Source organism: Halomonas alimentaria (genome assembly GCF_009902005.1).
Lineage (GTDB): Bacteria > Pseudomonadota > Gammaproteobacteria > Pseudomonadales > Halomonadaceae > Halomonas > Halomonas alimentaria.
Genome location: NZ_WUTT01000001.1, coordinates 2,785,553 through 2,800,704, shown reverse-complemented (window position 1 = coordinate 2,800,704; position 15,152 = coordinate 2,785,553). Strand labels below are relative to the sequence as shown.

Sequence of the window (15,152 nt, the reverse complement as noted above, 5' to 3'; positions counted from 1 at the left end):
GACCGTCTGGAAGACGTGGGGCCGGCGCTGAAGAAGGCGGTGGACATGCAGATGAACGAAGGCAAGACCTGCGTCATCGAGGTCATGTGCACCCGCGAGCTGGGCGACCCCTTCCGCCGTGACGCCCTGAAGAAGCCGGTGCGCATGCTCGAGAAGTATCAGGACTACGTCTGATCCTGAAGCTCTAATGTAAGGGCATTCCCCGGCATCGCCGGGGGACTCGAAGCCCCGGCTCAACGGCCTCTTTCGCCGTTGGGTCGGGGTTTTTTTATGTTGGTTTCTCTGGCCCAACAGCTGGCATGTATCTGGCGCTAATGCCCTGGGGGCTTTGTCAGTAGTCTTGGGGTGTACGCGGCCCAGGTGTCGCCACGATCAGCCAGCTGCCCTGCAGGGCAGTACCGATAACGACAACTCACCAGGAGTCCATCATGAGTCAGCCGACCACCGAGTTTCTTCAGGCCTTTAGCGATGCTCTCAACAATCACGACATCGATGCGATCATGTCGATGATGACCGATGACTGCGTCTTCCACGCTGTCGGCGGTCCCGACCTGCTTGGCAAGAGCTTTGTCGGCCAGGAGGAGGTGCGCCAGGGTCTCGAGAACGCCTGGAAGAGTGCCCCCGATGCCAGCTGGGTCGATGCCGAGCATCATGTCGTCGGTGACAAGGGCTTCACCGAGTCGACCTACAAGGGTACCACCACCGACGGTGTGCGCTCCGAGGCGCGCATGATCGACGCCTTTACCTTCCGCGACGGCAAGATCGCCGTGAAGAACGCCTTCCGCAAGAACCGTCCGCCCGTCAACGCCTGATTGCTTCGGGTTCGAGCACAGCATCCAGACTGCCAGGAGTCCGATCATGGAGACAACAATGCCAAGAAGCGGGGTGGAGAACGAGGCGACCAAGACCTCACCCTCCCAGCCATATGATCCGGCCTATGACCCCCTGAAGAGTGCCACCCCGGGGGCGGGTCGTGACTATGCGCCGACCTACTGGGTCGGCACCGCCGGCGAGCCGCCGGCCGATGATGGGCCCATCACCCAGGATACGGATGCCGATGTGGTCATCATCGGTTCCGGCTTCACGGGGCTCACGGCGGCGATCTTCCTGGCTCAGGAGTACGGCATCAAGGCCACCGTACTCGAAGCCAATCGCACCAGCTGGGGCTGCTCGACCCGCAACGGCGGCCAGGCCCAGTGTGCTTCCGGTCGACTCAAGCGCTCCCAGTGGATTCAGCGCTACGGCCTGGACACGGCACTCAAGCTGCATCGTGAATGCCTCGATGGCATGGCGACATTCAAGGAGCTGATCAAGGACATCGACTGCGAGCCGCAGCCGGGGGGCCATCTCTATCTGGCCCATCGGGACAAGGTGATGCCGACCCTCGAGAAGGAAGCGAAGCTGCTGCGCGAGACCTTCGACTACGATGCCCAGATCCTGGACGCCGACACGGTCAAGCGCGAGTGGCTGGACGACAAGGAGGCGGCCGGCGCCATGCACGAGCCGGAAGGGATCGGTATCCACGCCGGCAAGCTGGCCTTCGGCTATCACCGCAAGGCCCGGGCGCTCGGCGTGAAGATCCATCCGGCAAGTCCCGTGCAGGGCTTCGAGACGCGTAACGGCGTGCACTATCTGCAGACCCCGGGCGGTGTCGTGAAGGCGCGGGCCGTGGGTATCGCCACCGGCGGTTACACCTCCCAGAGCCTGCATCGCGAGCTCAAGAATCGCCTGTTGCCGATCCTCTCCAACTCCATCGTCACCCGGCCGCTGACCGACGAGGAACTGGCGGCGTGCAATTTCCGCACCCACCAGATCATCACCGACACCCGAATCCTGCGTCACTACTACCGTCTGTTGCCGGACAACCGCCTGCAGATCGGCAGCCGCAGCGCGATCACCGGCCGCGATGCGCCGCAGCAGAAGTACGAGGATATGCTGGTCGGTGACATGCACCGCAAGTTCCCGGCGCTCCAGGGCATCGAGCTCGACTACTCCTGGTGGGGCTGGGTGGATGTCAGCCACGACATGATGCCGCGCATCCATCAGCCCGATGCCAGGGAGACGGTCTACTACGCCCTGGGCTACGGGGGCAACGGCGTGATGTACTCCGCCCAGGCCGGCCGGCGCCTGGCGCAGTGGATCGCCGGTCACGGCCAGGAGCTGGAACTGCCGATCTTCACCTCCAGGCTGCCGTTTCCCAACCTGCGTGAGATGGTCGAGGCCCAGGCCTTCGCACCGTTTCGGCGCTTTGGCCAGCGGTTCCTGTACCGCTGGTATCACCTCAAGGACGAGGTGATCTGATAGCAGTCGTCCCGCCGCACTTCTCGCTCGCTTGAGGCCGCCCCACCAGGGCGGCCTTCTGGTGTGGTCTCACGCAGATGAAGTTGCATATGGAATCAGTGCCGCCAGGCGTGCGATTCCCTCCTCGATACGATCATCGGCAATCGCCGAAAAGCCGAGTCGGAAGTACTCTCGACGTGGGGAGTCGAAGAAGTGGATGTCGCCACACTCGATCAGAATGCTCTGTTCGGCGGCCAGGCGCCTAAGCTTTTGGCAATCGAGGCCCTCAGGCCCCTTGATCCAGAAGCAGGAGCCACCGTAGGTGGAAGGCAGCGCTGCGTGAGGCATGTGATGGGCAAGGGCATCTCTCATCAGCTGCCAGCGTCTGTGATAGGCCTGATGCATCTGGCGCAGCAGGGCATCGTGATAGCCGCGGTCGAGAAACAGCGCCACGGCACGCTGGTTGTTGGTCGGCGGATGCCGCAGCATCAAGCGTCTCAGCGCGCGAGCTTCGCGAATCAAGGTAGGATGGCCGACCATATAGCCCAGACGTAGCCCGGGTGCCAGGGTCTTGGAGAGACTGCCTACATAGATGACCCGCTTGTGACGATCCAGGCTCTTGAGTGCCGGCGTGGGGGTATCCAGATAATTGGTTTCACTCTCGTAGTCGTCTTCGATGATCAGGAAGTTATGGATCTCGGCCATGTCCAGCAGTTGTCGCCGACGCTCCAGAGGCATGGTGACCGTGGTGGGTGATTGATGGCTGGGCGTGGCATAGACGAGCTCGCAACTTGCGATATCGGCGTCCAGTCGCATCCCCTGCTCATCGACCGGTAGCAGCAGAATATCGTCCGTAAAGGTACGGGCGGTGTTGTAAACATCGACGTAGCCCGGGTTTTCCATGCCGAATCGCCGCCCGGCCTTGAGCATCAGCATGCAGGTGATCCACAGCGCCTGTTGGGCACCCACCGTAACCAGGATTTCCTCGGGTTTGGCCCAGACCCCGCGGCGTGGGAGCAGGCGCTGGTGGATTTGCTCGATCAGCATCGGGTCATCGTTGTTGAGGTGATCCACGGCCCAGCTGCGGATGGCCGGTACGCTCATCGAATCGCGGCTACATTCGCGCCAGCGCTGGGTGGGGAACAGCTCAGGGTCGATCTGGCCGTACAGGAATGGGTAATCGTAGTTGGGCCAGTCATTGGGCTTGTTGATGGTCTTCTGCCGGGATGGATGCATGGTCAGGAGCTCCTCCCAGGGCAGCCGGTCCGCTTCGATATCATTGAGCCGTACCGGCTTTTCGGCATGGCCCTTTAGGATCTCGGGGTTGACGAAGTAGCCGCTGCGCTCCCTGGCGATCAGATAGCCGTCGTCCAGCAACTGTTCATAGGCCAGCATCACGGTATTGCGGGCCACGTTCAGGTCCCTGGCCAGCTTGCGGCTCGAGGGGAGGGCCTGCTCCAGCGGCAGGTGACCGTTGAGGATGGCGCGAGCGATCTGTTCCCTGAGCTGGCGCTGCAGGCTATCAGGCAGACTGGGATCGAGATGGAAAAGTAGCTCGCTCATGGGTGCGCAGTCCTCATCTTGCCAACGGTGGAGTGGGCTGTGCTGCCATGACTCGATGGCAGTTCGCGTTGGTGGTGCTGTCCATTGTACTTGGTCATTTTCCTTTATAAATCCATTTGTTACAGCTGGACCAAAGGGTAATGCCGGACTGGTACTAGTCGGTGATCTGGCAAGTGCGTAGAAACCGAAGTATGGAAAGGTAATAACTCCTGTTCCATGCAAGGAAATGGAGGAGAGTAGGGCCTGAAGGGACGCGACACCAACTTGGCATGACTCCCCGTGTGTCGACGATCCGGCAGAGCCACTCTTCGATGATCACTATTGGTGCTCATTTGCCATTTACCTGTCGTCAACGACAACAACAACCCTTGGAGTTCCTATGCGTATTCAGAAGATTGTCCTTCCCATGGCGGTATCCGCGGTGAGCCTTGCGCTGAGTGGTAACGTGCTGGCCGAGACCTGGAAAATGGCAATCGGTGACGCCGCCGGCGGTACCCAGTATGAGCTTGGCAAGACCTTTGCCGAGCTGATCGAGGAGAAGACCGGTGGCGACGTCACCGTGGACCTTTTTCCCAATGGTCAGCTCGGTAGCGAACAGGACACCGTCAACAATGCCAGCATGGGTTTGGTGGACCTCTCCATTGTCGCCATCAATAATATCACCCCGTTCTCGCCGACTGTGGGGGTGCTGACACTGCCCTATGTCATCCAGGGCGCCGAAGATGCCAAGCTGCTGACCCAGGGGGAGATCGGTGAGGAGCTGGCCGAGAACACCATTCGAGATGCAGGTGTGCGTCTTCTCGGCTGGGCTTATTCCGGCTGCCGCCGTTTGACCAACTCCGCGCGTCCGGTGGCGGAGCCCGGCGATCTCGACGGCCTGGTTATTCGAGTACCCAAGAACGAGATCATGATTTCTGCCTACCAGTCCTGGGGCGTCAACCCCAACCCGCTGGCGTGGTCGGAAACCTTCACCGCCCTGCAGCAGGGCGTTGTCGATGGCCAGGATAACCCCTACATCACCATCGATGCCATGAAGTTCTATGAGGTTCAGGACTATGTGACCGACAGCTGTTATGTCTTCTCGCTGGAGCCGCTGATCATCGGCGAGGGGCAGTTCCAGAGCCTGAGTCCGGAGCTTCAAGCAGCCGTGCTTGAGGCTGGCCAGGAAGCCACCGAACACAGTTACAGCTACCTGCTGGAAAGCGAGGAAGCCATCAAGCAGCGCCTGGTGGAAGAGCATGGCATGGAGATCGTCGAGCCTGCCAACGACGAGCAGAAGTGGATCGAGCTTGCCACCGGCATCTGGCCGGACTTCTACGACAGCATTGGCGGCAAGGAAAAGCTGGACGAGGTTCTCGCCACGCTGGGTCGTGAGCCCGCTCCGGAGCAGTGATCCCGGTTTTGTCATGATGGCGTGAAACGCCCCCTGCTCCGGTCGTTGGCCGGGGTAGGGCTGTTCCTAGAAGGTTCTCGCCTCAGGGGTCGGCTTAATGAAACACTTCTTCAAGCTAATCGATAATCTGGAGAACTATCTCTGCCAGTTTCTCCTGGTTACCTTCGTAGCGCTGCTTTTCGCACAGATCCTGCTGCGCAACATGTTCAGCTACTCGTTGCCATGGGGCGATGAGCTGGCGACATATGCCTTCGTCTGGTTTGCCTATCTCGGGGCGGTGTATGCCACCAAGATGTCGGCACATAACCGAGTGACGTTCCAGTTCAAGTTTCTTCCTCGGTGGGTGGAGAAAGTTTGTGGTCTTCTAACCGACCTGATCTGGATTGGCTTCAATGCCGTATTTATCTATATGAGTTATGACTTTGTCTTCAGCAAGATGAACCTGTTCTGGAAATCCCAGACACTGGGCGTTCCGATGAAGTATTTTTATCTTATTCTTCCGATTGCCTTTACTGCCATGACGATCCGTATCCTTCAGAATAACTATCTAAGGTTCGTCAAGAAGGTGGATATCGTCGACCCCGAATCCCAGGAAGTCGAAAAACTCAAGAATACCGGCGATGAAGAGCAAGATACGCCGAAAGGTCGGGAGAAATAGGCATGGATACGACGATTATTTACGTCCTGTTTGGGGTCTTCTTCCTGCTGCTGGTTCTCGGAGCCCCGATCACTGTCTCCCTGGGTGTGGCGGCGCTGGCGACCTACCTAAGCCTGGGGGAAAACCCCATGGCGTTCGTGCAGATCGCCTTCACCTCGGTGGGCTCCTTTCCGCTGATGGCATTGCCGGCATTCATTCTTGCCGGTGCACTGATGGAAGCGGCGGGTATCTCAAAGCGGCTGGTGGATATCGCCGAGGCCTTCGCCGGGCCGGTGACCGGTGGACTGGCAGCGGCTACGGTGTTCGCCTGCATGTTCTTCGGTGCGATCTCCGGCTCCGGCCCCGCCACTACCGCGGCGGTGGGCATGTTGATGATTCCGGCCATGGCCAACCGTGGCTATGATCGAGGCTATGGCTCGGCCATCACCGCCTCCTCGGGTGGCTTGGGTGTTGTGATACCACCGTCGATTCCCATGGTGATCTTCGGCATATCGGGTATGGGGCTGCAACCACCGGCGGAAGCCGTCGCCGAGCATGGCGCCTTTCAGACACTATCCATTCCCAAGCTGTTTATTGCCGGGATCCTGCCGGGCGTGGTGATCGCCAGCTGTCTCTTGAGCATCAACTACATTATTTCACGCAAGCGCGGCTACCGTGGCTTGACCGATCACTGGTCGTGGCCGCAGATCCGCGGGACCCTGCGCAAGGGTATCTGGTCGATGCTGGCGCCCATCATCATTCTGGGAGGCATCTATAGCGGCCTATTCACGCCTACCGAGTCCGCTGTCGTGGCTATCGTCTATACCTTGATCGTCGGTATCTTCCTGCACAAGGAGCTTGCCTGGAAGCCTGCCATGCGAACGCTAGAGACCACCACCTGGATCACCGGGCGCGTGCTGCTGATACTGTTCACGGCCACGGTCTTTGGGCGCCTGTTGGTGGAGCAGCGCGTTCCGGCCTATATTGCCGAGGGGATGTTGAGCTTCACCGACAACATCTACCTGATCTGGGGCATGGTGATCTTCTTCCTGCTGTTTGTGGGTATGTTCATGGAGACTCTGGCGGCAATCATGATTCTGACGCCGGTGCTGCTGCCCATCATGTACATGCTGGGGATGGACCCGGTGCATGTGGGGATCGTGGTGGTCTGCGCCCTGGCGATCGGCTTCCAGACGCCGCCACTGGGTGAGAACCTGTTCGTCGCTTCGGGCATTGGAGGAGCATCGATCGAGGAGATCTCGCTCAAGGCACTGCCTTTTGCCGGTGCTTCGATCGTGGCACTCTTTATCATCGCCTATTTCCCGCAGATCTCGCTGTGGTTACCCAGCCTGCTGGGCTACTGATCGGCCCACGATGAACCGCCACCAGGCCATGATGCCGGTGGCGGTCGAGGAGGAAACATGAGTCATGGTATCGAACGCATCCTGTGCTGCGTGGGCCTACGTGCCGATAGCGACTACGTGTTGCACCGGGCAGTCTCCCTGGCACTGGCCACGCAGGCCGAGCTGCATGTTCTGCATGCGGTCAAGGCGCTTCCCGATGAAATGGCGAACACACTGAAGGTCAACATACGTGATCGTGACGTACTGAATACGTTAATGGAGCAGCGCATCGAGCAGGCTAGAGTGGAGCTGGAAGCGAAGCTCGACGCCTTCTGGCAACGCCACTCGCAACTGCATGAGGTCTTTGGCGACCGGAAGATAAGCTGCACCGTGCTGGAGGGCTATCCATCGTCGGTGATTTCCCATTTCGCCAGCCGGGGAAAGTTTGACATGATCGTGGTGGCTGCCAACAAGCGGAGCTTTTCTGCCAGCTACGCAGGCAAGGTAACCAAGGGTGTGATCAAGAGATCCAAAATCCCGGTAGTGGTGGTGCCCAAGAGTTCTTGAAGCGCAAATGTATTAGTCGTTGGTTGATGGTATAGGAAGATAGATCAGCTCAAGTAAATCATGTGCTGGAATTTTCAGGCGTCACCTTCCGAAAGGGGGTGGCGTTTTTTTTATTTTCAGTGTTAAATTTTGAATTTTGTTATGTGGTAAAAGGTAACGTCAATTGGATGTTGGTCTAGGTGGTCCGATGTGGAAGTCATTTCTGGACCTATCGGCTCTTTGGGTGACGTCCTAATATCGAGTGTTGATATGAGGTTGGCAAAACCCCTTTAGCCATATTGCTTGTGGCTATTTAAAGCAATGAGAGCCGCTTCTTCCAAGGGCCTTATGCTTTCTCGCTGGTTCCAGGCTTCGCAAGAAGCCCAAGGTGGGACAAGAAAAAAACGTAACCTAAAGACTTCCATAGGATGCCGGAAAAAATAGTTTTTCTGACAATATCGTTGCATCTTTGGAACGAAGGAGAAATTTAATGGAACAAACCAGTCAGCTAAAGAAGTGTCTGAAACCGCATTGGGTATGGGCCATTGCATTCGGTTCCGCCGTCGGGTGGGGAAGCTTTGTACTGCCCGCCGACTGGATCGCCACGGCAGGCCCAATGGGGGCCATCATCGGGCTGGCAATCGGCGCCTTGCTGATGATTATTATCGGCGTAAGCTATGGATTTCTGATAAAAATCTTTCCCGTGGCAGGTGGAGGCTTCTCCTACGCCTACCTGGGGTTTGGACGCCGGCATGCCTTCTTCTGTGGATGGTTCCTGACACTAGGATATGTCTCAATCGTGGCATTGAATGCTTCCGCACTGGCTCTGCTGGCGAAGTTCCTGATGCCCGAGGTTGCGACCTTCGGAAAAATGTACACCATTGCCGGCTGGGAGGTCTATTTCGGAGAAGTGGCCATCGCCAGCCTGGCATTGATGCTGTTTGCCTGGATCAATATTCGTGGTGGAAGTCTCTCTGGAAAGAGTCAGTTTATCTTCTGCATGCTGCTGGTTGGTGGTGCCTTCCTGGTGGTTGCCGGGATGCTGGTTTCGCCTACCACGTCGTTTGACAACATGGTGCCGCTGTTTCAGCCGGAGAAGGCCACCTGGTCGGCGATTTTCGCCATCGTCGCGATTGCGCCCTGGGCCTATGTGGGATTCGACAGCGTGCCCCAGGCGGCGGAGGAGTTCGACTTCTCTCCGGCGAAGGCATTCTTGTTGATCGTTCTCGCGTTGCTGATGGCGGCTGTGCACTACTCGGTTCTGATCGTCGCCACTTCGATCGCCATGCCCTGGGCCGAGCTGGTGGCTGGCTCTCCGGTCTGGGGTACCGGTGAGGTGGTGCAGGGCGTGCTGGGCAACCTGGGTCTCGCGGTTCTGTCCGTGGCGCTGCTGATGGGGGTCGCCACCGGTCTCAACGGCTTCTATATTTCCACCAGTCGTCTGCTGTTCGCTCAAGGGCGAGCGAAGTTCCTGCCCGAGATGTTTGCTCGGCTTCACCCCGTTCACGGCACTCCCTCCACCGGCATTCTGTTCACCTGCGGGATCTGCCTGCTGGCCCCCTGGTTCGGGCGTGAGGTGCTGCTGTGGATCGTCGATATGGCCGCCACCGGTGTGGCGATCGCCTACTTCTACTGCTGTGCGGTGGCCTACAAGTGCTTCAAATGGTCTCCAGCCTGCGTTGGGCAGCATTATGAGGGCTGCGTCTCGCCCTTCAAGAAGGTGCTGTCACTGATGGGGGGCCTGAGCAGCCTGTGTTTCCTGTCGCTGCTGCTGATTCCTGGCTCGCCGGGTGCCTTGAGCCTGCCGTCCTGGATTGCCCTGGTGGCCTGGGGCGCGCTGGGAGCAGCCCTCTATGCCGCGCGTCGCCTGCATATCCACCAGATGCCCAAGCATAAGCTCGACCGCCTGATCCTGGCGGCCGGAGAGGGCTGATATCCAGCGGCTGACTGACCGAGAGGGACCTGCGATCGCTACAGGGTGATCGCGTGGTCCGAGTCAACGGTTGGTCTCAAGCATGCCCATCAACTGGCGCTAACTCTGACGGGGTGGTCGAGGCACCATGCGCCATGAGGGCCACCATGTGCATTCCGTCCGCGCACGAGCCCCATACCTAGCCGGTGCGGCCGCGATATCAGGCCGACTCGAGCCGATGGTTCCAATAATAAGCGGGACGCTTGCCCTGTTGGGCGCCCCCTGTCGACAAAGGCGGCAATCTGGTCTGGCCCAGACCCGCCGTGGGAGTCACTGTCATGTCCAGTCTCGAAGCCTCCAGGTTTTCCCCGTCGCGTCTGATGGATGCCTTTCAGCACAGAATGCCGGGTGTACTGATCTGCATCACCATCGCCTTGGCAACGACGTTCATCGCCGACCACTATGGTGGTCCAACCCTGCTTTACGCCCTGCTGTTCGGCATGACCCTGCACTTCCTCTCCGAGGAGGGGCGCTGCCTGGCCGGCGTTGAGTTCTCGGCGCGGACTATCCTGCGCCTCGGTGTGGCGTTGCTGGGGGTGAGAATCACCATCGAGGAAGTCGCCGAGCTCGGGATCGGCCCGGTGCTGACCGTCATCTGCGGGGTGGCCTTCACCATCGCCTTTGGTGCGGTCATGGCACGCCTGCTGAGGCTCGATCGCGATATGGGGCTGCTCACCGGTGGTTCGGTGGCGATCTGTGGGGCCTCGGCCGCGCTGGCACTGTCGGCGGTGATGCCGCGTAACGCTACCCATGAACGCAACACCATCATGACGGTGGCCGGCGTGACCACGCTCTCCACCCTGGCGATGGTCACCTATCCGCTGATTGTAGGGGTATTGGGACTCAGTGATACCGAAGCGGGGATCTTCCTCGGTGGCACCATCCATGATGTGGCCCAGGTGGTGGGTGCCGGTTACATGATTTCCCAGGATACCGGCGATGTCTCGACCTTCGTCAAGCTGCTGCGCGTGGCCATGCTGGTACCGGCGGTGATGGTGTTCATGTTCCTATTTCGCCGTGAGCGTCAGGAAGAGGGGGGCGATCAAAAGGTGCCGATGCTGCCGAGCTTCCTGGTGGCCTTCGTCGCCCTGGTGATCGTTAACAGCCTCGGGTGGATTCCTCCGGTGGTGGTCGATGGCTTCACCGAGATGTCGCGCTGGTGCCTGGTCACTGCCATCGCCGCCCTGGGTATCAAGACATCCTTCCAGAAGCTGGCCGTGGTGGGCTGGAAGCCGGTGATCCTGATGGTGGCCGAGACACTGTTCCTGCTGCTGCTGGTGCTGGTATTTATCCAGACAGGCCTGGTAAGCCTTTAATTCGCTGCCCCCGGTCGCAAGGCTACGGGCACTACCCGATACATTACGGGATGAGTAACAACGATCACGCCGGCCCCTGGGCCGGCGTGATCGTTTCATGGCACCGGATGAGACGGCGTCATGCTCAGGGAGGAGTCAGTCGGCGAGGTCCAGCCCCATCTGCCAGAAGTCGATCTCAAGACGAGTGGCGTCGCGGAAGATGGTGGTCAGCTGTTCGAAACGCTCGGGTGTGATATCGGCCAGGCGGGCGTCGAGCCAGGCGATCTCGTCGCGCATGGCGGCCTGGAACGCGTCGCTTGCATACATCTGCAGCCACTTCTCGAAGGGGTTGGCATCACCGCGAATGGTGAAGGGCTGCTCGGCCTGCCACTGGGAGATGACTCCATAGCCGACCAGGCAGGGGGCCAGGGCCACATGCATATCGAGAAGGTCGCCGCGGTTGCCGGTATCCAGCACATAGCGGGTATAGGCCATGGTGGCGCGGGCTTCCGGCAGACCGGCCAGGTCGGCCTCCGAGATGCCCCATTCGCGGCAGTAGTCGATATGCAGGCCGAGCTCGACATCGATGATGGTCTTCAGCCCTTCCAGACTATGGCGCAGCTCGGTGATGTCGCGACTCTTGTAGGTCGCCAGCGCATAGGCACGCCCGAAGTGGATCAGAAACAGGTAGTCCTGCTTCAGATAGTGACGAAACGCCTCGTCCGCCAGGGTGCCGGCGGCCAGTTGACGCACGAAGTCGTGCTCGATATAGGCGCGCCAGTCATCATGGCAGGCCTGCGTAAGGTCACTGAATCGATAGCCCATCATGCCTCCAGTCAAGCTAAGCAATCCGGCAGGTGGTAGAGGGCATAGGCGGAGGGTAGGGCAGGGCAGAGAGGTGGCCTGGCTACCGCTTGATTCCTACGCCGGTACTAGCCGGATCAGGTTCAACGGGCCTCGCCGTGATGACATTCACTGTCATGGGACGATCTCAGCCGGTACCACCGGCACCCCGTCAAGCGAAGGCCCAGTCTAGCAGGTCGCCGGGCGCTTTCCAGTCGCAGGGCTCAGTCGGTCTCGAGGCTTAGCCGATCGAACCAGGTCTCGCTCTCGGGCAGTACCAGCTCGCTGGCTGGCTGGCCGCTGGTGTACCACGCCCGGGCATTGAGCAGCTGCCAGCGACGCCTGCCGTCGTCGATCTCGATGCCCAGTCGCAGTGGTCCGTAGCGGGCGAAGGCACGGCCGACGAGCCGCGAATCGCGCAGGGCCAGGTTGGCCAGTAGCTCCAGACGCTCGCCGCCCTGCACGGCGAGGTTCTCCAGCCGCACGCTGTTGTCGTCGAGGAGCACGCGGGTCTCGCCGTGCACCTCGCCGAGGGTGAGACGTTTGCGCAGCCAGCGTCGCTCACGGGCGGCATCGATCAGCAGATTTACCAGCAGGCCGCTGTCGCGCATGGCCAGTTCCAGCCGGGCGTCGAGGGTCAGTGGCGTCTCCCAGCGCAGGCGGCCCTCGGGCAGGGCGAGCCGTGCCCACCAGCCGCGGCTGAGATTGCCGGCGGCGTCGGCCAGGCGCACGCCGTCCAGGCTGAGCCGTGAGCCGGAGATGTCGAAGTCGAGAGTCTCCAGATGGCCATCGGTGAGTTGGGTATCCAGATGCAGGGCGCCCTCCAGGGTCTGCTGATGCACGGCGAGTCGAGCGTCCGGTGCATGCAGCTCCAGTCTGCCTCGGGCTCGCATGCCCTCGAGCTGTAGCTGGAGGGCGAGGCGCGTCTGGCCGGCGAGCAGCTCGAGGGTGCTGCCCGAGGGCAGATAGTCGTTGAAGGCGGCCAGATCCGGCGCCACCAGATAGGGGATCTCGATGCGCGTGCTCAGCTCGCGCAGCCCCTGGGAGATATCGGTATGACGTGCCTGGCTGTGAATCTCCAGCAGCCGTCCCTCGATCAGGGCACCCGCATCCGCCTGGCGGCGCAGGCCGAAGCGAGGTAGCGACAGATGAAGCTCCGCTCCGGGATCAGTGGTGGTAAGGATCAGCGAGCCGTCACCGATAGCCTCGTAGTGCAGAAAGCGAGCCGCCAGTTTGTCGGAGTGAAGCCTGAGCTCGCTGCCGGCGACGATATCGCCTCCGGCGAAGCGCAGGTCGGCGCCGAGGCGTCCACCGCCCTGGATGGCCAATGCGTGCTCCGCGGGCAGAAAGGCGTTGATAAAGCCGAGGCGGTCGAGCAGGCCGTCCAGGCGTAGCGTGCCGGAAAGGGGCCTGGCCGGCGCATCGCTGCCGGGCCAGTCGAAGCCGCCCTGGAGCCTTGCCTGGCGGACCACCAGCCGGGTCACCAGGGGGGCGGCAGCGTGCGTCGACGCCTTGACGGACAGGCGACTGCCGGAGAGGTCCAGGCGTTGGCTGGCGGGGTGGAGGTCGCGCAGCTCCAGGGTCAGATCCAGCTCGCCATCGAAGCGCTCCTGAAGCAGGCGGCCGTCGATGGCATCCCCGGTCAGGGTGATTCGTCCTTGAGCATGCTCCCCGGCGATCAGGAGTCGGCCGTTGCTGCTGGCCTCGCCACCGTGCAGCCGCAGCGGAGACGACGATGGCAGATAGCCATCGAGTACCGCCACGTCGGGGAGGCGCGCGTCACGCCACGCGATCTCGACGTGGGTGGGAAGCTCGGTCCCGGCCTCTGCCAGGGTGCCGTTATCGAGTTGTCGCCAGGTCAGCGGCGACCGGAAGCGGGCGACAGGTAGCTCGATAAGGGTGGAGAGTGGCGCCTCCTCGCCCGGGGCTGAGGCCTCGAGATGAAGGCGCGTGCCGGAGATGTCCACGGCGCCACCTTCGAGATCGAGCTCGACGATGGGCAGGTGCAAGCTTAGCCGACCACGCAGGGGCTGCTCGCCGAGGCGGGCCGAGATGGCGTCGCCCGCCAGGTCGAATTCGCCGGTGAGGCGTTCGTCGGCATAGGTAAGCCCACCCTGAAGCCGTGCCGAGCCCCCCAGCAGCGTCAGCGGCACCGGCGCGGGAAGGTAGTGATCGAAGCTGGCAACATCATGCGCCTCGACGTTGCGCCACTGCAGTTCGGCGCGCTGCAGCTCGTCCGGCGGCGCATCCAGGCGCAGCACGGGGGTATCCAGGGTCAGGCGGAATCCATCACCGCCGATCACGGGCCGTTGTGAGGTGGTGTCGGATATCGCCTCGGTCATCGCCTCGGACATCGTCACCTGGTCGAGCTCGAGAGTCAGGCGGGCCCGTTGTGCCACCTCGGCCTCGATGGCCCCACTGCCTTCGATCCGATAGCGGGATCCGCCTTCCAGCCAGTGGCGCTCGTCGATCCGCACGCTCAGGCGAGACGAGTCCAGGCGCAGCCGACTGCCCGGCAGCACCTCGCCGCGCTCAATGGTGATCTTCGCCGTCAGGTCGCCGCTGCCGCCGATCGCCAGCCAGTCCAGTGCGGAGAGGTAGGGGTTGAAGACATCGTAGGCGTCGCTGCGCCCGGCCAGGGCCAGGGTGCCGGATATAAAGCGTGTCGCCCCGCTGCCGGGATGCTCGGCCAGGGTCAGTGGTGCCAGGCCAAGCTCGGCACTCAGCGCCACGGCTTGCGCCAGTACCCTGTCGCCGTGGCGGATGATGCCATCTTCCAGCTCCAGCGTGAGGCTCTCGGCGCCTGTTTCGCCGGTGTGCCAGTGGAAGCCTGCCAGCCGTAGCGTGCCCCTGCCCTCCAGGCGGTAGTCGTCGAGGCTGGCGTGGCGGACCCCCTCGGCTTCCAGGGCGCGAATCCAGATCTCTCGATTGAGCAGGGGGACGAGCCCAAGGCGCAGGGTGACGCGCTCGGCGGCCAGGGTCACGTCACGCTCGTCGGCGCTGCCGGACAGGCGTAGCCCGGTGACCTCGACTCGGCCGGGAACCAGCGTCCAGGCATGCCGCCACTCCACTGTCAGTTGCGGTTCACGGTCGAGCTGGGCGCGCGCCCAGGCACTGGCGAGCAGTACGTTGGCGGCGATCAGGTAGGCGCCGTAGAGCATAACCAGCGTCAACCCGAGCCATAGTAGTGCCTTGAGTGGCCTGGCGCGGGTCATGGATGGCGTACGTCGTAGTGACATCGTAGTGACATGGCTCCTCCCGGGTACAGGCCGCGGTAGCA

At 61.3% G+C, this 15,152-nt stretch carries 11 protein-coding genes and 1 riboswitch; of the genes, 8 read left to right on the top strand and 3 right to left on the bottom strand.

Going from position 1 to position 15,152, the window contains the following annotated elements; genetic code table 11:
• The first annotated feature begins 428 nt into the window (after window positions 1–428).
• Window positions 429–812: a nuclear transport factor 2 family protein gene (locus GRB96_RS13215; RefSeq protein ID WP_161432573.1), complete on the top strand. Its 384-nt coding sequence runs from the start codon at window positions 429–431 to the stop codon at window positions 810–812.
• Between the two features lie 46 nt (window positions 813–858).
• Window positions 859–2,301: an NAD(P)/FAD-dependent oxidoreductase gene (locus GRB96_RS13210; protein WP_240894168.1), complete on the top strand. Its 1,443-nt coding sequence runs from the start codon at window positions 859–861 to the stop codon at window positions 2,299–2,301.
• Window positions 2,302–2,370: 69 nt separating this feature from the next.
• Here GRB96_RS13210 and pdxR read toward each other — a convergent pair whose 3' ends face one another.
• The gene (gene pdxR / locus GRB96_RS13205; RefSeq protein ID WP_161432572.1) at window positions 2,371–3,843 is read right to left on the bottom strand and encodes a MocR-like pyridoxine biosynthesis transcription factor PdxR; all 1,473 of its coding nucleotides are present in this window, start codon (window positions 3,841–3,843) and stop codon (window positions 2,371–2,373) included.
• A gap of 379 nt (window positions 3,844–4,222) precedes the next feature.
• Here pdxR and GRB96_RS13200 point away from each other — a divergent pair, with 379 nt between their 5' ends.
• The 6 genes from GRB96_RS13200 to GRB96_RS13175 all read left to right on the top strand — a co-directional run bounded on the left by GRB96_RS13200 (window position 4,223) and on the right by GRB96_RS13175 (window position 11,050).
• Window positions 4,223–5,236: a TRAP transporter substrate-binding protein gene (locus tag GRB96_RS13200; RefSeq protein ID WP_161432571.1), complete on the top strand. Its 1,014-nt coding sequence runs from the start codon at window positions 4,223–4,225 to the stop codon at window positions 5,234–5,236.
• Between the two features lie 97 nt (window positions 5,237–5,333).
• Complete coding sequence (locus tag GRB96_RS13195) at window positions 5,334–5,894, top strand: TRAP transporter small permease (RefSeq protein WP_161432570.1); 561 nt, start codon at window positions 5,334–5,336, stop codon at window positions 5,892–5,894.
• A 2-nt stretch (window positions 5,895–5,896) separates the two neighbouring features.
• Window positions 5,897–7,237: a TRAP transporter large permease gene (locus GRB96_RS13190; protein ID WP_161432569.1), complete on the top strand. Its 1,341-nt coding sequence runs from the start codon at window positions 5,897–5,899 to the stop codon at window positions 7,235–7,237.
• Between the two features lie 57 nt (window positions 7,238–7,294).
• A complete protein-coding gene (locus GRB96_RS13185) occupies window positions 7,295–7,783 on the top strand; it encodes a universal stress protein (RefSeq protein WP_161432568.1) in 489 nt (162 codons plus the stop codon).
• Window positions 7,784–8,252: 469 nt separating this feature from the next.
• Window positions 8,253–9,695 (top strand): APC family permease, encoded by a 1,443-nt coding sequence (locus tag GRB96_RS13180; RefSeq protein WP_161432567.1) that lies wholly within the window; start codon window positions 8,253–8,255, stop codon window positions 9,693–9,695.
• A gap of 317 nt (window positions 9,696–10,012) precedes the next feature.
• Window positions 10,013–11,050, top strand: coding sequence for a YeiH family protein (locus GRB96_RS13175; RefSeq protein WP_240894167.1), 1,038 nt, complete (start codon window positions 10,013–10,015; stop codon window positions 11,048–11,050).
• 135 nt (window positions 11,051–11,185) lie between these two features.
• Here GRB96_RS13175 and tenA read toward each other — a convergent pair whose 3' ends face one another.
• Window positions 11,186–11,854 (bottom strand): thiaminase II, encoded by a 669-nt coding sequence (gene tenA / locus GRB96_RS13170; RefSeq protein ID WP_161432566.1) that lies wholly within the window; start codon window positions 11,852–11,854, stop codon window positions 11,186–11,188.
• Between the two features lie 76 nt (window positions 11,855–11,930).
• Window positions 11,931–12,054: riboswitch (TPP riboswitch) on the bottom strand.
• A gap of 42 nt (window positions 12,055–12,096) precedes the next feature.
• Entirely contained in the window at window positions 12,097–15,111 is a 3,015-nt protein-coding gene (locus GRB96_RS13165; protein ID WP_161432565.1) for a hypothetical protein, read from the bottom strand.
• Window positions 15,112–15,152: the final 41 nt, after the last annotated feature.